Source organism: Kitasatospora sp. NPDC048286 (assembly GCF_043201735.1).
Taxonomy (GTDB): Bacteria; Actinomycetota; Actinomycetes; order Streptomycetales; family Streptomycetaceae; genus Kitasatospora.
This window is the reverse complement of record NZ_JBICZE010000007.1, coordinates 454040-478116: the sequence shown is the minus strand read 5'-3', so window position 1 is coordinate 478116 and position 24077 is coordinate 454040. Positions and strand designations below refer to the sequence as shown.

Here is a 24077-nt window from a genome sequence, read left to right as displayed (position 1 = left end):
GTTCGGACCGTCAGAGGCGTTCGGGCACCGGGTTGCCGACGGCCTCGATGGCGCGGCGGACCGGCACCTTGAGCAGCACGGCGAAGCCGATGACGAAGAAGATCAGCAGGGAGATGATCGCCGAGCGGTAGCTACCGGTGAGCTGGTAGGCGAGGCCGAAGACGAGCGGGCCCATCCAGCTGGTGCCGCGGTCGCTGACCTTGTAGAAGCTGAAGTACTCGGCTTCCCGGCCGGGCGGGATGAGGTGGGAGAAGAGGGAGCGGGAGAGGGCCTGGCTGCCGCCGAGGACCAGGCCGATCATGCAGGCCAGGACGTAGAACCAGGCAGGCTGGTGGGCGGGCATGAAGTAGCCGAGGGCGAGGGTGACGACCCAGCCGACCAGGGAGCCGAGGATGGTCCGCTTGGCGCCGTAGCGCTGGGCTATCCGGCCGAGCAGCAGGGCGCCGCCGATCGCCACGACCTGGACCAGGAGCACGGCGGTGACCAGCGAGGTCTGCTCCATGCCGAGTTCCTCGCTGCCGTAGAGCGAGGCCTGGGAGACGACGGTCTGGATGCCGTCGTTGTAGCAGAGGAAGGCGGCGAGGTAGAGCAGGGTGAGCGGGTGCTCGCGCATGCCGCGCAGGGTGCGGGCGAGTTCGCGCAGGCTGCCGGCGGTGGGCTTGCCGTCCTCGGTGGCCCGGGCCTCGACGGTGGCGGGTCGCGGGGCGACGCCGGCGCGGGAGGGCAGTCGGAGCAGGGGGACGATGGTGAACAGCGCCCACCACAGGCCGGCCGAGGCGAGGCAGATCCGGACGGCGGTGCCGGAGTCCAGGCCGAACGCGTCGTGGCCCTGGAACAGCGCCAGGTTGGCGATCAGCAGCAGTCCGCCGCCCGCGTAGCCGTAGGCCCAGCCCTTGGAGGAGACCTTGTCCCGCTCGTCGGGGGAGGCCAGGCCGGGCAGGTAGGCGTAGGAGAGCGCGACCGAGACCGCGTACGAGATGTTGGCGACGACGAGCAGCGCGCCGCCGAGGAGGTAGCGGTCGCCCTGGAGGAAGAACATCCCCATGGTGGCGAGCGAGCCGAGGTACGCGAAGCCGCACATCAGCTCCTTGTGCCGCCCGGTGCGGTCGGCGAGGGTGCCGGTCAGCAGCATCACGGCGACCGAGAGCAGCACGGAGAACGAGACCGTGTACGGGAAGAACGATCCTGCGCGGATCGTCAGGCCGAGCGGGTGCACGTTGCCGGCCGCGTCGGCGGCGTCCTTGGCGACGGAGGTCAGGTACGGGCCGAGGAACACCGTCAGGACGGTGGCCGAGAAGGCGGCGTTGGCCCAGTCGTTGACGTACCAGCCGAACTGCATCCGGCGCAGGGACCGTCCGTCGTCGGCGGCAGCGGCAGCGGCAGCGGTGGCAGTGGCAGCCGTGGCCGGGGCGGTCGTGGGGTCGGTCGGTGGGTCGTCCGGCAGGTGCGTCGCCGAGTTCGTGGTGCTCATGGGGTTCCCATCACCGTGCTGGAGCCGGTACTGCCGTCCGTCCAGCAGCCGCGCTCGCCGAGGACGTCCCGCAGGACGTCGATGCGATCGGCCATGATGCCATCCACACCCAGGTCGAGGAGAGTCCTGATCCGTGTGGGATCGTCCACAGTCCAGACGTGCACCTGGAGGCCGAGCCGGTGGGCGGTGCGGACGAAGGCCCGGTCGACGACCCGCACGCCCCGGTGACGCTCCGGCACCTGGGCGCACAGCCCGGTGAACGGCGCTCCGGGGCGCCGGGACAGGAACGGCGGCAGGAACGATTCCGCCAGCGAGCGCAGCCGCAGGCGGGCCACCTCGCGCGGGCCGAGCGAGGTGGCCAGCCGCGGGCCGGCGGCGGCGCGGACGGCGGCCAGCCGGGTGTCGGAGAAGCCGCCGACGCAGACCCGGTCCCAGGCGTCGGTCCGGCGGATCGCCTCGACCAGCGGGCCGACGGCCGGCGCCGCCTTGACGTCGATGTTGAACCGGGCCTGCGGGAACGCGCCGAGCAGGTCCTCCAGCAGCGGCACCGGCTCGGTCCCGCCGATCCGGGCCCGCCTGACGTCCTCCCAGGGCAGCTCCGCCACCGTTCCGGTGCGGTCGGTGACCCGGTCGAGGCGCGAGTCGTGGAAGGCCACCAGCACACCGTCGGCGGTCGCGTGCACGTCCGTCTCCAGGTAGCGGTACCCGAGCGCGACGGCGGCCTCGAAGGCGGCGAGCGAGTTCTCGGGGCGCCCGAGGTCACCGCCCCGGTGTGCGAAGGCGAGCGGCCCGGGGTGGTCGAGGAAGGGGTGCATGTGGTGCTCCGAGCTGCGGGGAGAGGGATCCGGGCGGCCCGTGGGCCGGGATCCGGGGGCGTACCGGTGCCAGCGCGTTACAGTATTACGCACCCTGTCAAGCAGTAACGATCAGTTCGGTGCAGCCCGTGCCTGCGCAGCCCGACCCGGCGCAGCCCCTACCCGCGCGGGTCGACCTGGACGACGGCGTGCCGCCCGTCGGTGCGCCACGTCGTGCCGGTGCCATCGAGCCGGGCGACGGCAGCGGCGTCGAGACCGACGACCACGTCCGACTTCAGCGTCCGCAACGCAGCCACCGCCGAGGGGAAGTGCCCGACCGCCTCGGCGAACGGGGTGGTCGGCGGCCAGCGCCGGTCGCCGACCAGCCGGCGGTAGTTGAGGTCCCCCTTGACGATCGTCAGCGCCGCACCCGCGAACTCGGCCCGCAGGTCGGCGGGCAGGTCGTGGAACGGCAGCGGGGCGCAGAAGAACGGGTGCGTACGGACCACGAGCGCACCCTCGCCCAACGCCCGCCACAGCCGCCCGCCGACCGCTCCGGCGGCGGGGGAGGACGCGGTGCGAAGGCGCCCCACCGCGGCGAGGACGTCGGCCATCGTCGCGTCCGACACGAAGTACGGCTGCGGCTTCACGTACAGCACGACCCGCGCCGCCAGGCCGTGGGCCAGCAGGTGATCGATCAGCACCAGGTCCGGCAGCAGCTCCCGGCCCGCGTTGTCCGCGACGACGCACACCGGTCCGCCCGCGCTCCCGGTCCGTTCCACGGAGGCCCGTTCCACGGACGCCCGCTCCAGCGCCGCCCGCAGCAGCGCACCGTCGTCGGCGGCCAGGTCCGGGGCCGTCGCCCCCTCCGCCCCCGCGGTGATCCGGAAGCTGAGGTCCGCCCGGTTGCCCCACAGCGCGGAGGACACCAGCGCCTGCGCCCGTCGCTCCTCCGGCAGCCCGTCGAGCCCGTCCAGCGCGGCCAGCTCCTCGTCCACCGCCGGCCCGCCCAACTCGGCGGCCTTGAACGGCGCGAACGGATCGACGCCCTGCCACGCGCCGGGCCGGAAGTACCCGGTGGCCTCCAGCAGCCGCCGGTAGAAGTAGCTCTCCGCCCAGAGGAACGGCGCCTCGCCCCACGGCCTGCCCCACAGGCCCTCGCCCCACGCCAGCCACTGCGCCCCGTCCGGGGCGTCCGCCCCCAGCGGCTCCAGCACCCCGGAGGTGCTCTCCACCAGCAGCCGCTCGACCGCCGCCCGCTCGCCCGGCCCGTACGGCAGCGCGTCGAGCACCTGGCGGAGCAGCTTCGGGTGGCGCTCGTGGAACACCCCGTGGGCGAAGGACCCGGGGATGTCGGCCCGGATCACGGGCGGTGCGTCCGGGGAGCTGCTCGCGCTCGACGGGTCGGGGATCGGCGTGCTCGGCTTCGACACGATGGGGCTCGTCTCTCTCGTTCTCGTCCTCGGCGTCCGGCGTCCGGCGCCTGGCATCCGGCGGCCCGGCCACCGACCGTCCACCGCGGCCGACGGCACGCCCGAGTCTAGGTCGCGCCGCTGCTCGGCCGCCCGCGCCCGGCCGTGCCGGCGGAGCCGGGGGAAACGCGGACGGGGCCCGCGGCGCAAGGCTGCGCCGAGGGCCCCGTCACGGTCGAGGGGATGCTGCTACGAACGTCAGACGTTGTTCGGGAACACCGTCCAGCGCTGGTTGGCGTGGCCGGAGATGCACTCCCACACGCCGAGGGCCGTGCCGTTGGCGTCGGCCCAGTTGGGGAGTTCGAGGCAGCGGTCGGCGTTCGGGTTGTAGACGCTGCCGTCGGCGCGGAGCGTCCAGACCTGGCCGGTCGCTCCGACGCAGTCGCTGATGACGACCTGGGCGCCGAGGTTGGTGGCGTTGTCCTTGATGCCGACGCAGCGTCCGCCGGTGCGCAGGGTGCCGTCGGAGCCGAAGGTGAACTTCTGGCTCGCGCCGGCCCAGCAGTCGTAGAGGCGGAGGTTGGTGCCGTTGCTCGCACCCCAGTTGTCGAGGCAACGGCTCGGGTTGGCAACGGAGTTGATGTTGTAGGAGGCGGGCTTCGGGGTGTCCAGGACGCGGATGTCGCCGAAGCGGGGCAGGCCGGCCTCGGGCGTGGTGCCCAGGTACTGGACGAGGGTGTGGTTGTTGTCGTTGGTGATCAGGTCGGGGTTCCCGTCACCGTTGATGTCGCCGGGGGAGTCGACCACCGGGTAGTCGGCCGAGCTGAAGCCGCCGACGAGGGCCGCGGTGGCGGTGGGCGCCTGCCAGTACTGGCTGCTGTTGTCGAGGCAGTCCCAGATGATCAGATGGGTGCCCGGCGTGTTGCTCCCGGCGGAGACGGCGAGGCAGCGGCCGGAGTTGGGGTTCTGCAGGGTGCCCGGGTAGGGGCCGGGGATCCACTTCTGGGCGCCGCCGCTGTGGCAGGTGTACAGGTTGACCGCGGCGCCGTTGTCGGTCGCCGCGCCGGTGATGTCGAGGCACTTGCCGAGGACGTGCAGGGTGCCGTCCGTGGCGTAGGTGAAGGCCTGTCCCGGGTTGGTGTTGCAGTCCACCAGCTGGGCGTCGGCGACGTTCTCGGCGCGGCCGTCCTTGATGTCGGCGCACATGCTGCCGCCGGCGGCGTTCTTGATACCGGAGACCAGGGTCCGGCGGGCCGGCGCGTGCAGGGACTTGGCGGCGGGGCTGCCGTTGGTCAGCGGCATCGGGAGGGTGCTGATCGCGCCGGTGACGCTGTCACGCACCCACAGGGTGGGCACACCGGAGATGACGCCGGGCGAGAGCAGGGTGAAGCCGCTCCAGTCCTCGTTGTCGGCGCCGATCTCGATGCCCTCGGCGAACCGGCAGTTGCCCTGCGGGGAGCCGGTGTAGTAACGCAGGTGGCCGCTCTCGATGGTGACCAGGTTCGGCTTGCCCTTGCTGTTGGGCGTCTCGCTGAACGCGGTCATCTGGTCGAGGTGGTTCCAGGTGCCGTCGATGCCGAAGGTGCACAGACCGGTGCTGGTGGCGACCTGCGAGACACCGGTGCGGTCGGCGAAGTGACCGGGAGTGCCGCCCCGGGCGGCGTCGTTGGTGTAGACGTAGAGGTGCTTGGTGGCCTTGTCGAAGGCGATCAGGTCGTCGACGCTGTTCTCGATCAGCGACCCGCGGTGGGCGATCAGGTAGTTGTTCCAGCTGTCCTTCTCGGGGCTGCCGGTCATCGGCGAGGCGGTCCCGGGCTGGGCGGTGAAGTCGGCGTTGCCGGGGAGCAGGGTCAGCGAGCCGTCGGAGGCGGGCACCAGGTAGTCCGGCGTGCCGTCCGCGGTCACGTCACCGGCGACGACCTTGGTGGCCGGGTTCCACGGCGCGTAGAAGTCGTAGGTCGCGGCCTGCGGCTGGGTGTTGCCGGCGTTGTCCGTGGCCCGGACGTACAGGCGGTGGCTGCCCCACTGGTCGGGGTTGAGGTTGATCGGGATGTCCGCGTACGCGTAGCCGTTGGCGTCGACACCGGCGACCGGCTGGGCCTTGTAGCCGGTCGGCGGGATGTTGTCGTCCAGGTTGTACTGGAACTCGCGCACGCCGCTGGCGAGGCAACTGCCGCGGGTGCAGCCGCCCGGGACCGGATCGAGGCTGGTGACGCGGATGGTGGAGGTCTGGTCACCGGCGTGGCCGGTGGGCTTGATGCCGCTGCCGATCGGCGGGAAGACCGTGGACGGCGCGATGTTCGCGAGCGTGGGCGCGCTCAGGTCGACGTTGAAGTAGCAGTAGAGGCTGTCCCCGCTGCTCAGCAGCCCGTCGGTGGCCCACGCGTTCCAGCCGTACTGGTGACCGTCGGAGACCGGGCCGCCGATGTTGGCGTCGCCCCAGCCCGCGCCGTTGATGGTCTGGCTGTCCGGCCACGTCGCGGTGGCGGGGTTGCCGTTGCCGTCCGCCACCATGTTGTCCCAGACGTGGAACTTGATCATGATGTTGGTGCCCGGCATCACCGTGCGGCTCCACGCGTGCAGGGTGATGTCGGAGGCGCCGTTGCCCAGCGTCGTGGTGCGTCCGATCCAGCCGGGCTGGCCGCCACCGCAGGCGTAGCCGTCGGGGTTCCGCGGCATGGGGCTGGTGTAGTTCGCGTCGGGGGTATTCGGCGGCAGGTCGTACGTGGCGATGACGTACGGGTTGGAGTTGAACCGCATGAAGTGGTCGATGCTGGTGGAACGGGTCTCGTCGCCGAACAGGCCGACCGTCAGCGGCCGCCCCTCCTGGACGACCTGGCGGACCGCACCGGTGACGTCGAAGTCGACGTCGTGCCAGCCGCAGGATCCGTAGGAGCTCTTGAGCCACTTGGTCTCGCCGTCCTGGCGCACGCCGGGCTGGCTGTTCCAGGTGGTGCCGCCGCCGATCTCCCAGGTCCACTTGAGGGTGACCGGTGCGGTGGCGTTGCAGTCCCAGGCGGCGGCGTAGGTCTCGGAGAAGTACGCCCGGGCACTGTCGATGTACATCTGCGGGGTCAGGGAGCCGGTGCCGAACTCGTAGTACGAGCGCTCCATGCCGTAGCAGTTGGACTTGTAGTGCTGGTAGCCCGCGCCCTGGCCGTTGTCCTGGGCGACGTCGTAGGCGGGGGTGCCGGCGCAGCCCTCCATGACCTGGGCGAAGTGGCTGGTGCCCATGGTCGGGGCGGGCTGGAACGTCGGGTCGATGAACAGCGGCCAGACGGTGTCCTTGCCGCCGAGCAGGTCCGCGTCGGGGGTCAGGGCGAGGCTGCCGTCCTTGGCCTCGACGCCGATCGGCTTGATGTGGGCGCCGTGGCCGGGGCCCTCGGGTGAGGAATCGTTTCGGCCGGCCGGTTGCGTGGTTCCGGCGGCCGGGGCGGCCGCGACCTTGGCGTCCTTGGCTGCAGGAGCCGCGGGAGCTGCGGCCGCCACCGGGGCGGTGGCAGCGGAGTCCCACATCAGCGGGGCCTGGGCCCGGAACGCGGCCTTGCCGTCCTTGCCTGCGGCGGTGAGGTTGCCCTCGGCGTCGGCGGAGACCGTCAGGCCGCCCTTGGTGCCGGTGCCGAGCGTGATGGTCTTCAGCGCCGGATTGGCCGCGGCCTTGGCGTCCTTGACGACCAGCACCTCGCGCACGGCGCCCTGGTCCGTGACAGTGACCCGCAGGTCGACCCCGGGCAGGACCTCGGCGTACGTCGCCGCACTGCCGGACACGGTGGGCTTGGGCAGGGTGACCGGGAACGTCACCGCGAGGCTGCGCCCGTCCTTGTCGGTGAGCGTGGCCAGCGGGCCGCGGCCACCACCGGACAGGGCGACTCCGGACGGGGTGGTGTTGGGCGAGTACGTCCCGTCCGCGTTGCGGCCGAGGGTGGCGTCCACGGCCGTCCACCCGCCGTTCGGCTTCTTCACCCGGGCGGGCTGGAGGTGGCTGGTGACGGTCAGCTTGCCGTTGGGCTCGGCGACGGTGAGCGAGGTCTCGGTGGTCAACTCGTCGATCGTGACGGGCTTGCCGGTCTTCTTCGCCGTCAGCCGAGCCGCCTGGACGGCTCCACCGGCGGTGAGCTCGGCCGGCTTCGGGGCGGCCGCCGAGGACTGGCCGGGAGGCACGGCGAACGGACGGTCGTCCGCGACCGCGACGCCCGGGGCGGTGAGGACGAGGCCGAGCGCGCACGCGGCGGCCAGGCGTCCGGACAGTCTCCGGCGGCGCGGAGGAGGGGTGGGAAGGAATTCCCCCATAGCGTGTCAATCCACTTTCAGGCAGGCCGAATCTCGCGAGGTCGGCCCGGTGTGTTGTGCCACACCCGGCCGCCGCGGAGAGCGGGGCTTTGTCCATTTCTGGCGCAGTATCCGACCAATCGTCGACTGATGGGACATCAAATCGGCCACGGCGCTCGGCCCCGAACGCTATTGCTTCTGCCTGTTCGCTGACAATACGGTTCCTGCCGTCCTTCCGTGACCTGGGCTGACTGGAAGTCAGTGCAGGTCACAGACCTATGACGGATCAGGAAACGCAAGGAAACGCATGCAACTCAACAGGAGAAGGCTCACGGGCCGATCACCGGTGGATGGAAGGCGGCGAAATGCCCTGACCGTCGCCGCGCTGACTGCCGTGATGTCATTGGTAGTTCCGCTTGCCGGGTCGGAAACGGCCTTCGTCGCGCAGGCTGTGGGGAAGGGCGGGGAACAGCTCCCGCAGTTGCCGCGGGTGGGCGGGCACAATGCCGACGGCAAGGCGGACCGGAAGGAATTTCCGCGCCCGGCCGGAGCCCGGGAGCTCACGACCAGCAAGCCGAGTCCGGTCAGGTGGCCGAGCCGGGCCACGGTCGCCGTCGATCTCAAGTCCCGGACCAATGCCCTGGACAAGGGCGCGGGCGAGTCCGAGGTCCAGGTCGGAGCGACGCCGGTCGGACTGCGGGCGGCGACCCCCGAGCGGGTCGGCCCCGAGGCCAAGGCCGCGGCCGGCAAGGACACCGGGATCAGCGCCCCGTCATCGATCGAGGTGAAGGTCGCCGACCGGGAGCAGAGCGAGAAGGCCGCCGTCGGCGGCCTTCTGGTCGGTCTGAAGCGGACCGACGGCGGTCATGACGCCGCCGCCGTCGACGTGTCACTCGACTACGGCGCCGTGGCCGACGCCTTCGGCGGGGGCTGGGCCTCCCGGCTCCACCTGGTCGCCATGCCCGCGTGCGCGCTGACCACTCCCGAGCTGGCCGAGTGCCGTACCCGCCAGCCGCTCGAGTCCACCATCGACCCGGCGGCCAAGAAGATCACCGGTACCGTCGCCGTCCCGGGTGACGGCGCTACCCCGTCGACCAAGACGGTGACGGGGCAGGTACAGGCCGCGAAGGCCGACGCGCTCGCCGCCCCCTCCGCCGCCGGGATGGCGATCGCCGCCGAAGCCGGCCCGAGCGGATCCCAGGGCTCCTACGCCGCGACCAACATGTCGGCCTCCGGCGCGTGGTCGCAGAACGCCTCGGGCGGTTTCACCTACAGCTATCCGATCACCACCCCGCCGTCCCTGGCCGGTTCGGCACCCGGGGTGGCGCTGTCGTACAACTCGCAGGCCGTAGACGGTGAGACCTCCGCGCGGAACTCGCAGGCCTCGTGGGTCGGTGACGGTTGGGCCTACAGCCCCGGCTTCATCGAACGCTCCTACAAGTCCTGCCAGAACGCCGGCGTCGACAAGTCCGGTGACCAGTGCTGGGCGAGTTGGAACGCCACCATCTCGCTCGGCTCCCACACCGGCGAACTGGTCCGCGACGACAACGGCCTGTACCACCTGCAGAACGACGACGGCACCCGCATCGAGCGGCTGACCGGCGCCGCGAACGGTCTGTGGCAGGGCGAGTACTTCAAGGTCACGGTCCCGGACGGCACCGCCTACTACCTGGGCCTGGGCCACGCGCCCGGCACCACCTTCGACGGCCCCACCAACAGCGCCTGGGGCGTGCCGGTCTACCACCCCAACGCCGGCGACCCGTGCTACAACGTCGCCAAGGGCAAGAACTCCCAGTGCGACCAGCAGCTCGGCTGGCGCTTCAACCTCGACTTCGCCGTCGACCCGCACGGCAACGTGCAGCGCTACGACTGGGCCGCTGAGGCGAACCGATACGCGATGGGAGGCGGCCAGGCAGCCGCCGGGGCGAGCGGCACGCTGACCGCCTACACGCGAGGCGGATACCTCACCAGGGTCTCCTACGGTTACCAGCTCGCCGACGCGCTCGCCGGGCGTGAGCCCTCCGCCCGGATCGTCTTCGACACCGCCGAGCGGTGTGTGACCTCCCCGGACGTCTGCAAGCCGGAGAACCTCAACGCCTCCACCGCCTCGAACTGGAAGGACGTCCCGTACGACCTGGGTTGCCAGGACGGCTGGACGACCAGCGGCACCGGCTCCAACGTCTGTCGGCCCACCTCGCCGACGTTCTGGTCCACCAAGCGCCTGACCGCGATCCGCACCGAACTGCGCTCGCAGGGCGGCTGGCAGCCCGTGGACAAGTACGAGCTGACGCAGGTCTTCTCGGAGGCCGGTGGGACCATGGACCCGGTCACCGGCAAGACGCCCGACAAGCCGAACGTCGGCGGACTCCAGTCGGTGATGTGGCTGTCCAAGATCCAGCACACCGCCCAGGACACCTCGGGCGGCGGCGCCGAGATCAAGCTCGACCCGGTCACCTTCGCGGGGACCGAGATCGACAACCGGGTCAACGGCTCCGACACCGGCGCCCCGCCGCTGTACCACCCGCGCATCATCGGGGTCAACACCGAGTCCGGCACGTCCATCGCGGTCACCTACCGCGACCCGGAGTGCGACCGCACCAAGAACAAGGTCCCGGCCTCGGCGGACAACAACCAGATGGCCTGCTACCCGGTCTACTGGACTCCGGCCGGCTACGCCGCGCCGATGGCCGACTGGTTCAACAAGAGCCTGGTGTCGAAGGTCACCGTCTCGGACACCACCAAGGCGAACTCGCCGCCCCGGGTGACGAGCTACGACTACCAGGGCGCGGCATGGCACCGCGACGACTCCGACCTGACCGACGACCAGTACCGCACCTGGAACGACTTCCGCGGCTTCCGTACGGTCACCACCACCACGGGTTCATCCCCCGACCCGGTCAGCAGGATCACCACTTCCTACCTCCAGGGCATGGACGGCGACTTCCTCGCCGACCGGACGCGCAGGGTCAGCAAGCCGAAGAACTCCCTGGGCGAGGAGACGGTCGACAGCAACTGGCTGGCCGGCACCGCCCAGGAGATCGCCACCTACACCGAGGCCAGTGGCACCGTCCTCGGCAAGCAGCTCACCGAGGCCCCCGCGGTTCGCACCACCGTGAGCCGCCCCCGGACGGCCTGGAGCTCGAAGAAGGACGCAACCCTCGCGACCCTGCCGGCCCTTGAGTCCCGCAGGGTCCAGTCGGCGACCGGCCGCTCCAGCGCGCTGCTGTCCGATGGAACCACCTGGCGCACCGGACGGACCGTCACCACCTTCGACGACCTCGGCCGGCTCGACACGGTCGACACCCAGCCCGACGTCATCACGGATGTCGGTCGCACCTGCGCCAAGACCGGCTACGCGTCGCCGCCGGCGAGCAATTCGATGATGCTCTCCTACGCCAGCGGCACGCGCACCGTCGCCGGCTCCTGCGCCACCCGTCCCTCCGCAGAGACCACCATCAGCGACAGCCGCCTCATCTACGACGGCACCGCGGACCCGAACAACCCCGGCGCCGTCGGCACCCTCGGCCAGAACGGCAACACCATCGGCTACTTGACCGCCACCCAGGCGATCAAGGACTACGACGCCCAGGGCAACGCCGCCTACAAGACCGTCGTGGCCCAGGCCTACGACGCCTACGGCCGAGTCGTCCGCAGCGTGGACACCGAGGGCGCCGTCAAGACGACCGGGTACCAGCCGGCCTCCGGGACACTGCCGACCGAGATCACCGCCACGAACCCGCTCGGCTGGATCACGAGGAACACCGTCTCGCCGGCCCGCGGTGGCGTCACCCGGTCGATCGACTCGAACGGCCGGGTCACGGACTCGACCTTCGACGCGCTCGGGCGGCGTACCGCCGTCTGGCTGCCGGGCAACAGCAAGGACGCCGGCAAGAAGGCCGACAAGACCTTCGGCTACGAGATGCACGGCGTGGACACGACCCCCGACAGCCGTGCGAACCCGCCCAGCGTCACCACGATGACGCAGCTGGACAACGGCACCTACCGGGCCGACATCACCATCTACGACGGGTTCCTGGAGCCCCGCCAGACCCAGGCGACACCGGCCAACGGTTCGGACGGCCGCCTCGTCGGCTCGACGCGGTACGACTCCCACGGCAAGGTCACCAAGACCACCGCCCTCTGGTCGGATCCCACCACCAACCCCGGGACGACGCTCTTCGAGGAGGACGACAACACCGTCCCCTCCCAGACCAGGACCGTCTACGACGGCAGCGGTCGGGTCGTCGCCGCCAAGCTCTACGCCAAGGCCACCCAGCTCTGGCAGACCACCACGGCCTACCCCGGCGCCGAGCGGACCGACACCACGCCGCCCAACGGCGGCATCCCGAGCAGCGTCTACACGGACGCCCTCGGCCGCACCACCGCCACCGTTCTCCACGCCGGAACCGGCATCGGTGACGTCACCACCCGGTCCGCCTACGACCAGCGCGGAACGCTCGCCTCCGTCGCCGACAACTCCGGCAACACCTGGTCCTACACCTACGACGTCCAGGGCAACCGCGTCTCCCAGACCGACCCCGACGCCGGCACGTCCACCACCAGGTACGACGACCTCGGTCGCGTCACCACCGCGACCGACGGACGCGGGAAACAGCTCTCCTTCACCTACGACCTGCTCGGCCGGATGACGGGCCGCTACGAAGGAGCCGACACCGGCGACCAGTCCAAGCTGCTGGCGTCCTTCACCTTCGACACGTTGGCCAACGGCTACCCGGTCTCGTCGACCCGCTACGTCGGCGGCGCGAACGGCAGCGCGTACGTGCAGAAGGTCAACGGCTACAACACCCGCTACCAGCCCACCTCGACCACGACCTCGATCCCGGCCGCCGAAGGCAAGCTGGCCGGCGACTACACCCAGAACGCCTACTACACCGACAACCTCGGCCTGCTCGCCGGCAACGGCTTCAACGCGGAAGGCGGCCTGCCCGCGGAGAAGCTGGGCCTCACCCGTGACCTGATGGGCGAGGTCGTCGGTTCCGGCACCGAGAACACCAAGCTGCTCGACCTGGCCAACTACAACCCGCTCGGCCAGCTCCTGCTGTCGCAGTACGGAACGCGTGGGGAACTGCTCCGCACGGCCCGGACGTACGACGACACCACGGGCCGGCTGACCACCAGCAGCGTCATGCTGCAGCAGGCCGACGCCAACCCGGTCTCGTTCACCAGCTACGGCTACGACCAGGTCGGCAACCTCACCAGCGCGTCCGAGCTGCAGTCCTCCGGGGGCACGGACCAGGCCTACGACACCCAGTGCTTCCGCTACGACGGGCTCAGCCGACTGGCGGAGGCCTGGACCGACACCCAGGGCGTCAGCGCGCCGGGGGCCGGTCAGGTGTCGCACTGCAACAACGCCGACCCGAGCTGGGTGACCATCGGCGGGCCGGCCCCGTACTGGCAGAGCTTCCAGTACAACCTGCTCGGCGACCGCACCCAGACGGTCCGGCACGACGTGGGTGGCGACACCTACCGCGACGTGACCCAGACCAGCGTCTACCCGGGCAACGGCACCACCCAGGCCGCGAAGCCGAACGCGGTCACCAGCGTCACCTCCCGCACCGGGCAGCCCACCACCACGATCACGTCGGCGATGGCCGGTGCCGGTGGTGCGAAGCTGTGCCTGGACGTCCGCAACGGCCTGACGGCCGACGGCACGGCCGTCGAGACGACCAACTGCAACGGCAGCCCGGCCCAGCGCTGGACCCGGCCCGGCGACGGCACCGTGCGGGCGCTCGGCAAGTGCATGCGGCCCGCCGCCGGTCTCGTCGGCTGGGGCATCGAGCTCGCCACCTGCGACGGCAGCGACAACCAGAAGTGGCAGGACGGAGCCGACGGTGCCCTCGTGCACAGCGCCTCGTCGCTCTGCCTGGACATCCCGGGGTGGAACGGCAACCTCGGCGTCCAACTGGCGCTGTACTACTGCAACGGTGCCAACGCGGCGAACCAGCACTGGTCCTCCAGCGCGAACGCGCCCAGCGGCCCGTCCTACACCAGCACCCTGACCCCGCAGTACGACGCGCAGGGGAGTACCACCAGCCGCACCACGGTCGGCACCACTACCCTGCCGTCCGGCGTCGCGACCGGGACCACTACCCCGCTCTGCCTCGACGCCGCGGGTGGCCGCAGTGACAACGGCACCGCGGTGCAGACCTGGGCCTGCCACGACGGGGCGTCCCAGCAGTGGACCGCCGGCCAGGACGGCACGGTGCGCGTGCTGGGCGCGTGTCTGCGGCCGGTCGGGGGCAACACCAACTCCGGCTCCCAGCTCGAACTGTGGGCGTGCAACAGCGCCGACGGCAGTCAGCAGTGGCGCACCGGCACCGACGGCGCGCTGGTCAACGGGGTGTCCGGCCTGTGCGTGGACATCCCGTGGGCGAGCAGCACGTCCGGTACGCGGGTGATGCTCTACACCTGCAACCAGGGCCCCAACCAGAAGTGGGGTCCTGCGGGCACCCAGCCCACGGCCGGTGCGACGCAGACCTTCACCTACAACGCCGAGGGCCGCACCGAGACCGTCACCAACCCCAAGGGGGCCGGCAGCACCACTTCGCAGTACCTGTACGACGCCAACGGGGAACTGCTCGTCCAGCACGGCCCCGAGGGCACCATCGTCTACCTGTTCGGTGGCACGGAACAGCTCACCCTTTCACCGGACCTCACCACCGTCACCGGCAGGCGCTACTACGCCAACCCGGACGGCACCACCGTCGTCCGCAACGGCAGTGCGAGCCTCACCTACGAACTGACCAACCCCCAGAACACGTCGACACTGCAGATCGACGCTGCCACCAAGGGCATCACCCGGCGGGCCTTCGATCCCTACGGCGGGCCCCGCGGAGCCGTTCCCACCTCGTGGACCGACAACCGCGGCTACCTCGGCAAGCCCGTCGACAGCGGCAGCGGGCTGAACCTGCTGGGCGCCCGCAACTACGACCCGTCCCTGGGGCGCTTCCTCACCGTCGACCCGGTCTTCCAGCCCGGTGACCCCAACCAGATGGGCGGCTACGCGTACGCCGCCAACAACCCGGCCACCAAGAGCGACCCGAGCGGCCTGAAGGCTGATCCGGTCTTCTACGGCTTCGGCTTCCACGACCCGCCGCCGATGCCGCCGGAGCACTTCTGTGACGGCTGTGACTGGAGCACATATGTCGGCAAGCCGTTCGATGACGTCACGACCAATGGAAAGCGGACCGTCTACGACCGCAACGGAATCCCGCACATCATCGCCAAGGACGGTGACAACGACCACTCGCGAGTGGCACTCAAGAAGCTGAACCAGGACCTTGTCAATGCCGGCGAAGGCAAGAGCGACTGCCTCGGCAACGGCACGGAATACGTCTTCCAGAACGACAACGAGACCGGCGATCTGATTCGCCGACATGAGTATTCGGACGACCCGAACGACAAGGGGGCGCGGACCAAGGTTGCCGGCACCACGGCCGACATGCTCAAGATCACATGGAAGAACGGAAAGATCGTCGACGTGGAGACCTGGGACTCCACGCACAGCACTCAGGACATCGAAGCGAACATCAAGGGGACGATCGACAGCAAGCTGCTGGGGAGCAGGAAGAAGCAGGGAGGGCAGACCGACAAGGTGGTGTTCGTCGCCAAGGACGAAGCGCAGGCCAAGATGATCGCCGAGGCGTACAAGGGGAATCCGAACGTCAGGGTGATCGGTTTCGACTTCGACTTCGACTCCTCACCCACCCTCTCCTTCGCCCAGCGGCAGGCCGCGGCCAAGGCGAGGGGCGGATCCCTGACGAGGGGTGACGACCCGCAGGTCAACCGGAACAAGGGCACCATGCTGGACGGTGAGGCGAACGGCAAGGCGTCACGCGGCAGCGGGATCGGTGGCAAGATCCTCAACGGCGGTGGCATCCTCGGCGACGTGTCAACCCTCATTTCAGGAATCAAGGACTACTTCAACACGTGTTGGAGCTGCCCGATGCCGGAGGGCCCATTGACCTGATCCGGACCCAGGCCGCTGCCCGCCGCTTCGGCGGCGGGCAGCGGCCGCCGTAACACCCCTTCCGTACAAGGAGAAAGCATGCCCAAGGACATCGCCACGGTCTGCCTGGACGGGACGGCCACCGACGATGTGACGGCCGCCCTCACCGAGGCCCTCGCCCCCTTCGCGCACGACGTCCAGCCGGTGGACGGCCGCTGGCAGGGTGAATGGGACTGGTGGCACGTCTACGGGGGCGACGGTGAGCGGGGCCTGGCCGTCCGCCCGGGCCATGAGAACGACCCGCGACTGATCCGCAGCCCCATCTGGTTGGACGGCTCCCCGCGCCCGGCGCAGCCCGCGCACCGGTGCGACGGCGGACCCCGAGGAGTCCTCGACCTCGACACCGAGCGCACGGCCGCCGCCGTTGCCGCTGCCCGGGAGTGGGACACCTGGTCCGAGTTCGCCGCGCGGTTCCCGCCCGCCCAGCCCCTCCAGGCGAAGTCCGAACGCAGCCCGTCCGGCGCCCCCGCGATCGGCTTGCCCTATCAGGAGTTCAGGGAACAACCGCTGATGCGGGCTCTAGCCGCCTGGCGGCAGTCCGACCCGAACGTCCCCGCATGGGCGAAGCACTCGGATCCCGTCGAGTACTTCGGCGAGAGCCGCGAACAGTACGCGCACCGAGCCGCCGTACGGGCCGAGACCACGAACGTCCTGGTCACCCTCGACGGCCGGTGGACCGATTGCTTCGAGTACGCCCCCACGCCGGAGCAACCGAACGCGGCCTACGCGTACTTCGACTTCGCGGACCGGTACCTCCGCGAACTGCCGGACGACGCCTTCATCGTCCGCGTCCGATTCCATTCGTGACACCGAGCGCCACCTGAGCGGGGCCGTCACCACCATGGTGGCGGCCCCGCTGTCATACCGGCGCGCCGACGGTTTCCTGTCGGCGGTGACAGCGGTCTGTTCGTGCGCTGTCCGCGCGCTGTCCGTGTGTTGCAAGTGGCTTGCCGCAGGCTGGGGTTGAGACAGAGCAACCCATGGGAGGTCACCATGTCGAACAGCATCCGACCGCACTCCGCGGCGCGCACCACCTCCGTCCTGGTCTCCGGGGCCGGGATCGCCGGCACGGCCCTGGCGTACTGGCTGAACCGGTACGGGTTCCGCGTCACCGTCGTGGAGCGGGCGCCCTCGCTGCGGGGTGGCGGGCAGGCGGTGGACGTCCGGGGCAGTGCGCTGGCGGTGGTCGAGCGGATGGGGCTGCTGGAGGAGGCGAGGGCCCGTCGGACCGGGCTGCGCGGGATGTCCGCGGTGGACGCGGAGGGCCGGGAGCTGCGCCGCAGCACGGAGTGGACGGCCACCGGCGGGCCGATCGGCGGTCCGGAGGTGGAGATCCTGCGCGACGAGCTCGCCGAGCTGATCGCCGGAGCGGAGAGGAGCGGCACGGAAGCCGCCGGGCCCGGGGTCGAGTACCGCTTCGACGACTCGATCGACACCCTGGTGCAGCACCCGGAGGGCGTCGACGTCCGGTTCCGCAGCGGCGTCGAGCGGTCCTTCGACCTGGTGGTCGGCGCCGACGGCCTGCACTCGAACACCCGCCGGCTGGTCTTCGGCCCCGAGGCGGACTACCTGCACCCCATCGGCACCTACCTGGCCGGCTGGAGCGCGCCCAACCACCTCGGGCTCGACCGCTGGGAGATCGCCCACCGGAGCGACGACGACCCGAACTGGTTCAGCCTGGTGATGACCGTCCGCGACAACAGCGAACTGCGGGTCTTCGTCGGCTTCCACAGCGACGAGCCGCTCGACGACATGCTGCCGCGCGACCCGGCCCGGCAGCGCCGGCTGGTGGCCGAGCGCTCCGCCCACGCGCGCTGGGAGCTGCCGCGCCTCCTCCGGGCGTTGGAGGAGACCGACGCCTTCCACTACGACGTCATCGCCCAGATCCGGATGGCGAGTTGGTCCAAGGATCGGGTCGTGCTGCTCGGCGACGCCGGGTACTGCTGCTCCCCGGCCACCGGCCAGGGCACCAGTGTGGCGCTGACCGCCGCCTACGTCCTGGCGGGCGAGCTGCACGCGGCCGACGGCGACCACCGCACGGCCTACCCCGCCTACGAGCGGCGGCTGCGCGACCACGTGGCCGCCAACCAGGCGATCCTCGAACTGACCGGGGACCGGAAGGCCCGGTCCGAGACCGCCGAGAACCTCGGACAGGTCGACCCGGCGCTGGAGGCGGCCTTCCGGGCGGCCCTCGACTTCGACCTGCCGGACTACTGACCGGCAAGGCGGGCCTCGCCGGTCAGGGCCTGGGGCGAGCGTGCCCCAGGCCCTACCGGGCGGCCGCCGGGGAGAGCTCCGCGGCGAGCCGGCGCAGCTCGGGCCCGTACTCGGGGTTGGCGAGCGCGGCGGCGAACTGGGCGCGCAGGTAAGCGGCGGGGTTGCCGGTGTCGTACCAGGTGCCGGCGATGACCTGCCCGTAGACCGCCCGCCGGGCCGCGTAGGCGTTGATGGCGTCGGTCAGGTAGACCTCGTCCTCGGGCTTCTCGTGCCACCGGAGGGTGAGTTCGCGCAGTTCGTCGACGATGCCGGGGGTGATCACGTAGCCGCCGATCGCCGCGTACGAGGAGGGGGCGTCGGCCGGCTTCGGCTTCTCGACCAGGCCGGTGATCCGCAGCGAGCCGCCGCCCAGGTCCTCCTTCACCACCGGCACGCCGTAGCGGTAGGAGTCCTCGGGAGCCATCGGCATCAGCGCGAGCACCGGCGCGTTGGTCTGTTCGTACGCCCGGATCAGCTGCTGTGCGCGGGGGATCTCCGCCACGAAGACGTCGTCGGGCCAGAGCACCAGGCAGGGCTCGTCGCCGAAGTGGCGGGCGGCGTTCAGCACCGGGGTGCCGTTGCCGTACGGACCGTGCTGGTAGAGGTAGCTGATGTGGCCCTTGCGGGACAGCTCGCCGACCTCCTCGACCGCCGCGGCGAAGGCCGCCTTGCCGTCCCGGCGCAACTGCTCGACCAGGACGGGGTTGGGGCGGAAGTGCTCCTGGATCAGGCCCTTGTCGCCGTTCACGACGATGGTGATGTCGGTGATGCCGCTCTCGACCAGCTCACGCACGGTGTGTTCGATCACCGGCTTGTCGCCGACCGGCAGCATCTCCTTCGGCGTGGCCTTGGTCAGCGGCAGGAGGCGGGAGCCGAGGCCCGCGGCGGGGATGACGGCTCGGCGGATCGTCCTGGGGGCCATGTGACGCCCTCTCGTTCGGCGGTGGAGCTGCGCCGGGGTGACGCGGCGGCACCGCCGACGCTACCAAGATCCGACGTGGCGTCGAGTGGATCGGCGGCGTACGGGAGTTGGCCCCGCGGCGGCCGTAGGGCGTCGCGCCGCACCGGAGTCCCGTCGTCCGCGTTGCGCTGCCCCCGCCCCAGGGTGTAAATACCCGTTACTTTGTAACGGACCATCAGGGGAGCCGGAGGGGAAGTTGACACTGGATCTGCGGCGACAGGGGTCGGTCGAGGAGGACATGGTCTTCTTCGCGATGCCGTACGAGGACAAGGAGTTGCCGAACGGCAGGACGGAGAACTTCGACGACCTGTACGAGGGCCACTTCGAGGACTGGATCAGGAATTGGGAGCTGCGCGCCGAGCGTGCCGACAAGGTCCCCGGCACCACCGAGAGCGCGATGGACGTCGCCTGGTCCGGGATCGACCGGGCCGGGATCGTGGTCGCCGACCTCTCCGTCCCGTCGACGTCCGTGGCCATGGAGCTGGCCTGGGCGCTGTGCCTGCGCAAGCGGCTGGTGGTGATCGCGCACAAGGGCGCCCAGGTGCCGAGCAACGCCCTGGGACAGTTCCGGGTGGTGTGGTACGAGTGGAGCGTGCGGGGCCTGTTCGAGCTGCGCAAGAGCCTGCGGGCGGAGATCGAGGCCCTGCGCCGGCAGCCCCGCGCGCCGGAGATGGACCTGCGGCCGTACACGCCGGAGGACCGCCAGCGCGCCAGGGCCAGGGTGGAGGAGGTCAGCGAGGACCACATCCGGGTCCGCGACCTCCGCAACCCGCGCCGGATCGCCGAGATGCACAAGCGGGACATCGGCTACCACGAGACCATCCCGGACCACATGTCGCAGCGCTTCCACGTCGGTCGGGACTACCCCGGCTTCTTCGTGTACCGGGACAACGTGCTGGTCTTCACCCAGCAGGAGGGCGAGGACCCCTGGGACGGCTGGGAGCGGACCTACCAGCGCGGCGCCGTGTTCACCGCGCGGGTCTACCAGGTGAACAACGCGGGCGTCTGGGTCGAGCTGCCCGGGGGCGGCCGCTCCCGGATGCGGGCGCACGAGGCGGCGGGGCTGAAGGAGAACGACGAGGTGCAGGTGGCGATCCGGTGGATCGACCGGATGCGCCAGCGGATCGAGATCGGTGCCGCGAACCCGCCGGCCGGAACCTCCGTCGCCGCCCCGGCCGTTGCGCTGCCGGCCCTGTCGCTGGACGACTACCCGCGGCCGGGGGAGCGGCAGGGGGCCACCGTCGCCGTCGTCAACGAGTCCTTCGTCCTGGTGAGGCTGGACGACCACCCCGAGGTGCCCACGCTGGCGCTGCTGCACGCGCGGCGCATGCTGCCCGCGCTCCGCGAGGAGCTGGAGGCGGGCCGGCTGGCGGAGGGCCGGCGGGTCCTGGTCGACGTCGAGGAGGTCGGCCCCTCGCGGACCAAGCCGGGCCGGGTCGACATCCGGGTGCGCGAGGTCGAGGGCGAACTGCCGCCGGAGGGCGGGTCGGTGGCGGAGGTGCCCGCGTGGTGAGCCCCGGCCAGGCACCGCCCGTCCCGCCGCCCGTCCCGCCGACCACCCCGTCGGCCGCCCCGCAGACCACCCCGCCGAACCCGCCGACCCCGCTCGACGCGAGGCTGTGGAACGGCCTGGTCGGCGCGCGGGAGTACGAGGCGGGCGAGAAGTACCAGGCGGCCGTCCTGGAGCAGTACAAGCTGTACGTGGAGATGGCGGACCGGGTCAGCGCCCGCCGCAGCCTGACCAACACCTTCTTCCTGACCGTCAACGCCGCCCTGCTGGCCGGGGTCGGCGCGGTCCGGGGCGGTGCGCTGGAGGGGCTGCCGACCTGGGGGCTGGTGGTGGCCGGCCTGGTGGCGGTGGGGCAGTGCGCGGCCTGGTTCCTGCTGATCGCGTCCTACCGGCAGCTCAACCGGGCCAAGTACCGGGTGATCAACGCACTGGAGCAGCGGCTTCCGGCGCGCGCGTACGATGCCGAGTGGGTGGAGCTCGGGGACGGCAAGACGATCCGGCGGTACCTCCCGCTCACGCTGGTCGAGCTGTGGATCCCGGTGCTGTTCCTGCTCTTCTACCTCACCGCCGGTGCCGTGGCGGTGAGCCTGGCCTGACGGCGGGACAGGGGCCGGGCAGGGCCGCGACATGCCCGGCCCCGACGTCGGTACCGCCCCGACGCCGGGTCAGATCCGGTGGTCGGTAGGATACGACGCATTCGAACGTGCGATCGTCGGGGCCTGGGAAGAGCGGGAAGATGAACACGCTGACGCGACGCGACCGACTCCGTCTCCAGATGTCGGAGGACGTGCGGGCCGTCGCACGGGACATCATCGCGGTGCGCGGGGTCGAGGCCCTGAGCCTCGCCGAGATCGCCCGGCGGGTGCAGGTGACCCCCGCGGCGCTCTACCGGCACTTCGAGAACCTGGCGGACATCGTCCGGCACGCCGCCCGCGACATCGTCGCCGACCTCGCGCTGGAACTCCAGGCGGCGGTCGACGCGCAGGCCGAGACCGACTTCGCGGCCCGGCTGATCGCCCCCACCCGGGTCTTCCGCCACTGGGCGCTCGCCCACCGCGAGGAGTTCAACCTGCTGTTCGGCACGCCGACGGCCACGGCGGCGGACGCCCAGACGGACATGAGCAGCGACTGGGTCCGCCGGCTCTCCGAGGTCTGGGGCCCGGTGTTCGTGCAGCTCTGGAACGCCCGCCCCTACCCGGTGCCGGCCGACGACGAACTGGAGCCGCTGCTGCGGCAGCAGATGGCGGCGTACCGCGCGGCGACCGGAGTGGAGATGCCGCTCGGCGCGGTGGTCGTGATGCTCTCCAGCTGGCGTTCGATCTACGGACAGGTGGCGCTGGAGGTGTTCGCGCACTTCGCGCCCCTGATCGTCGACCAGGAGCCGATGTTCGAGATGCTGATGCGGGACCTGATGGACCGGATGGGCCTGGGGGCGGACTACCGGCCGCCGACCCTCACCGGAGCGTAGGTCGACGGCCGGCCGGCCCGGGTGAGGGATCGGCCGGCCCGCCCGGGAAGGCGCGGCCGCGGGCCGTCAGCCCTTGTTGCCCGCCTTCAGCACCTGCGCCGCCGCCACTCCCGCCGCGCTGAAGCCGTGCCCGCCGCCCTCGACCTCGGCCGCGACGGCGAGGTCGCCGCGGTAGGCGATGAACCAGCTGTTGTTCGCCTGGCCGCCGGCCTCGACGGTGCCGGTCTTGGCGCCGATCTGCCCGGACAGCCCGGCCATCGGGGTGCGGGCGGTGCCCTGGGTGGCGGTCTTGGCCATCATGGCGCGCAGGTCCCGGGCGACGTCGGCGGGGAGCTTGCCGGGCGCCGCCACCCGCTTCACGTCCTCGCGCAGCACGGGCTGGCGGAACGTTCCGCTCTGCACGGTGGCGGCGACCGAGGCCATCGCCAGCGAGTTGGCCTGGATCCGGCCCTGGCCGATGTACTCGGCCGCGGCCTCGTCCTTGTTCCCCGGCGGGGGGATGGTGACGTCCCGGCTCGGGACGCCGATGTGCCACTCCAGACCGAGCCCGAACTGCTCGCGGGCCACCGAGCCCAGCGCGCCGGGCTGGAGCTTCTCCAGACCCTTGTCGATGAAGCCGGTGTTGCAGGAGTGGGAGAAGTCGTCGGCGAGCGTGTAGGACGGGAAGTCGCCGGGCTCGTCGTTGTGCCAGGCGCGCGGGGAGTTGGTGGTGGCCTTGCACGGCACCACGGTGTCCGGGCTCACCCCGGCCTCCAGCAGGGCGGCCGAGGTGATCACCTTCATCGTCGAGCCGGGCGCCTGGCCGCCGGCGATCGCGCGGTTGAAGCCGCCCTGCGGGGCGTACGCCGTCGCCAGGATGAAGCCGGTACTCGGCTCGATGGCCACCAGCGAGGCCGGATTGCCGTTCGCCGACTGCTGCTTGACGGCCTCCTCGGCCGCCTGCTGGAGGTCGGCGTCCAGGGTGAGCCTGACCTTCGGGGCGGTCGGCGGGGTCAGCACGAACAGCTGCTCCGGCTCCGCGCCGCCGCCCGCGCCCGAGAGCACCACGGCCCGGCCGGGCGCGGCGGTGCCGCCCTCCGGCGGGGTGATCTGGGGAAGGACGGCGCGCAGCGAGGGGAAGGCGTCGAGCGGCCGGCCCTTGCGGTCGGTGGGCTTGGACACGGCGTTGGGCAGCGCCTTCACCGCGATGGTCCGGCCCGGGGCGAGCTGGGGGTGGATCACCGAGGGCTTCCAGCGCACCACGGGCCGCCCGTCCTGGGACCGGACGAAGCTCAGCACGCTGTCGTACTCCCAGGCGTCCGGGATGCCCTCGAACTCCGCCTTCACCCGGAAGCCGAGGGCCGGCTCGCTCGGCGTGTCGGCCGGCGCGCGGCCCGTCCCGGTCAGCGCGAGCGAGCGGGCGCCCACCTGCTCGTTGAACGTGGCCAGCGCGGCGCGGGCGGTCTCAGGGTGGTCCGTCAGGCCGGCCGCGGCGGCGATGTCGCCGCGGCTCCAGGCCGCCAGGAACTCCCTGGCCGCCGCCTCGGCCTGCTCGGCGGTCGGCGGGTCCTGCGGGGCCTTCGCCACGGTGGCGGAGCCCTGGTGGCCGCCGCCGGAGGGGTCGTTGTCCGTCACGGCGTTCAGCACGTTGTAGGCGCCGTAGCCGCCGACCGCCAGCAGGGCGGCGAACACCCCGCCGGCCGTCACCATCACGACCCGGCGCGCGGTCGAGCCGCGCCGGCCCCCACCGCCACCGTCCTCGCCGCGGTCCGGGTCGTCGAGGTCGTACTCGACGTCGTCGTCGGCGAGTTGGTCGTACTCCTGATGACCTTCGTGCCTGTTGTCCCTGTGCTCCTCGAACACGCTTCCGTCCCCCCTGCGAGCCTTCGTCTGCTGCGGGCCTGCCCCGTTCGGCGGATCGGCCCGCG

Annotated in this window: 12 protein-coding genes; 6 read left to right on the top strand and 6 right to left on the bottom strand. The window is 71.3% G+C overall.

The genetic code is table 11. The features are described 5' to 3' along the window. Window positions 1–10 precede the first annotated feature (10 nt). The 4 genes from ACGF13_RS20085 to ACGF13_RS20070 form a co-directional block, all read right to left on the bottom strand. Window positions 11–1339 carry an MFS transporter gene (locus ACGF13_RS20085; protein WP_392876853.1) on the bottom strand — a complete coding sequence of 443 codons (1329 nt, stop codon included), beginning with the start codon at window positions 1337–1339 and terminating at the stop codon, window positions 11–13. 128 nt (window positions 1340–1467) lie between these two features. Then, on the bottom strand, window positions 1468–2286 hold the full coding sequence (locus ACGF13_RS20080; protein ID WP_392876790.1) for a glycerophosphodiester phosphodiesterase: 819 nt from the start codon (window positions 2284–2286) through the stop codon (window positions 1468–1470). A gap of 158 nt (window positions 2287–2444) precedes the next feature. Continuing rightward, window positions 2445–3701 (bottom strand): damage-control phosphatase ARMT1 family protein, encoded by a 1257-nt coding sequence (locus tag ACGF13_RS20075; RefSeq protein WP_392876850.1) that lies wholly within the window; start codon window positions 3699–3701, stop codon window positions 2445–2447. A gap of 234 nt (window positions 3702–3935) precedes the next feature. Next, the gene (locus ACGF13_RS20070; RefSeq protein WP_392876787.1) at window positions 3936–7967 is read right to left on the bottom strand and encodes a ricin-type beta-trefoil lectin domain protein; all 4032 of its coding nucleotides are present in this window, start codon (window positions 7965–7967) and stop codon (window positions 3936–3938) included. 469 nt (window positions 7968–8436) lie between these two features. On the opposite strand from ACGF13_RS20070, the gene ACGF13_RS20065 reads away from it, so the two are divergent. The 3 genes from ACGF13_RS20065 (at window position 8437) to ACGF13_RS20055 (ending at window position 18192) form a co-directional block, all read left to right on the top strand. Continuing rightward, window positions 8437–15936, top strand: coding sequence for a ricin-type beta-trefoil lectin domain protein (locus tag ACGF13_RS20065; protein ID WP_392876784.1), 7500 nt, complete (start codon window positions 8437–8439; stop codon window positions 15934–15936). 78 nt (window positions 15937–16014) lie between these two features. Continuing rightward, window positions 16015–16782, top strand: coding sequence for a hypothetical protein (locus ACGF13_RS20060; RefSeq protein WP_392876781.1), 768 nt, complete (start codon window positions 16015–16017; stop codon window positions 16780–16782). A 186-nt stretch (window positions 16783–16968) separates the two neighbouring features. Beyond that, complete coding sequence (locus ACGF13_RS20055) at window positions 16969–18192, top strand: FAD-dependent monooxygenase (protein ID WP_392876778.1); 1224 nt, start codon at window positions 16969–16971, stop codon at window positions 18190–18192. A 52-nt stretch (window positions 18193–18244) separates the two neighbouring features. On the opposite strand, the gene ACGF13_RS20050 is transcribed toward ACGF13_RS20055, so the two are convergent. Beyond that, window positions 18245–19153, bottom strand: a complete 909-nt coding sequence (locus tag ACGF13_RS20050) for a UTP--glucose-1-phosphate uridylyltransferase (protein ID WP_392876775.1) — start codon at window positions 19151–19153, stop codon at window positions 18245–18247. A 235-nt stretch (window positions 19154–19388) separates the two neighbouring features. Between ACGF13_RS20050 and ACGF13_RS20045 the strand changes: the two genes are divergently transcribed. The 3 genes from ACGF13_RS20045 to ACGF13_RS20035 all read left to right on the top strand — a co-directional run bounded on the left by ACGF13_RS20045 (window position 19389) and on the right by ACGF13_RS20035 (window position 22170). Then, entirely contained in the window at window positions 19389–20705 is a 1317-nt protein-coding gene (locus ACGF13_RS20045) for a hypothetical protein (RefSeq protein ID WP_392876772.1), read from the top strand. Continuing rightward, on the top strand, window positions 20702–21298 hold the full coding sequence (locus ACGF13_RS20040) for a hypothetical protein (protein ID WP_392876769.1): 597 nt from the start codon (window positions 20702–20704) through the stop codon (window positions 21296–21298). Before ACGF13_RS20045 ends, ACGF13_RS20040 begins: the two co-directional genes overlap by 4 nt. A gap of 140 nt (window positions 21299–21438) precedes the next feature. Then, window positions 21439–22170: a TetR/AcrR family transcriptional regulator gene (locus ACGF13_RS20035; protein ID WP_392876766.1), complete on the top strand. Its 732-nt coding sequence runs from the start codon at window positions 21439–21441 to the stop codon at window positions 22168–22170. 66 nt (window positions 22171–22236) lie between these two features. Here ACGF13_RS20035 and ACGF13_RS20030 read toward each other — a convergent pair whose 3' ends face one another. Continuing rightward, complete coding sequence (locus ACGF13_RS20030; RefSeq protein WP_392876763.1) at window positions 22237–24012, bottom strand: penicillin-binding transpeptidase domain-containing protein; 1776 nt, start codon at window positions 24010–24012, stop codon at window positions 22237–22239. Between the last annotated feature and the right edge of the window lie 65 nt (window positions 24013–24077).

What these genes read in the sequence shown, in the direction of transcription:
- ACGF13_RS20085 (WP_392876853.1), bottom strand. Translation starts at nt 1,339, where the DNA reads ATGCAGTTCGGCTGGTACGTCAACGACTGGGCCAACGCCGCCTTCTCG.
- ACGF13_RS20080 (WP_392876790.1), bottom strand. Translation starts at nt 2,286, where the DNA reads ATGCACCCCTTCCTCGACCACCCCGGGCCGCTCGCCTTCGCACACCGG.
- ACGF13_RS20070 (WP_392876787.1), bottom strand. Translation starts at nt 7,967, where the DNA reads ATGGGGGAATTCCTTCCCACCCCTCCTCCGCGCCGCCGGAGACTGTCC.
- ACGF13_RS20060 (WP_392876781.1), top strand. Translation starts at nt 16,015, where the DNA reads ATGCCCAAGGACATCGCCACGGTCTGCCTGGACGGGACGGCCACCGAC.
- ACGF13_RS20055 (WP_392876778.1), top strand. Translation starts at nt 16,969, where the DNA reads ATGTCGAACAGCATCCGACCGCACTCCGCGGCGCGCACCACCTCCGTC.
- ACGF13_RS20050 (WP_392876775.1), bottom strand. Translation starts at nt 19,153, where the DNA reads ATGGCCCCCAGGACGATCCGCCGAGCCGTCATCCCCGCCGCGGGCCTC.
- ACGF13_RS20035 (WP_392876766.1), top strand. Translation starts at nt 21,439, where the DNA reads ATGAACACGCTGACGCGACGCGACCGACTCCGTCTCCAGATGTCGGAG.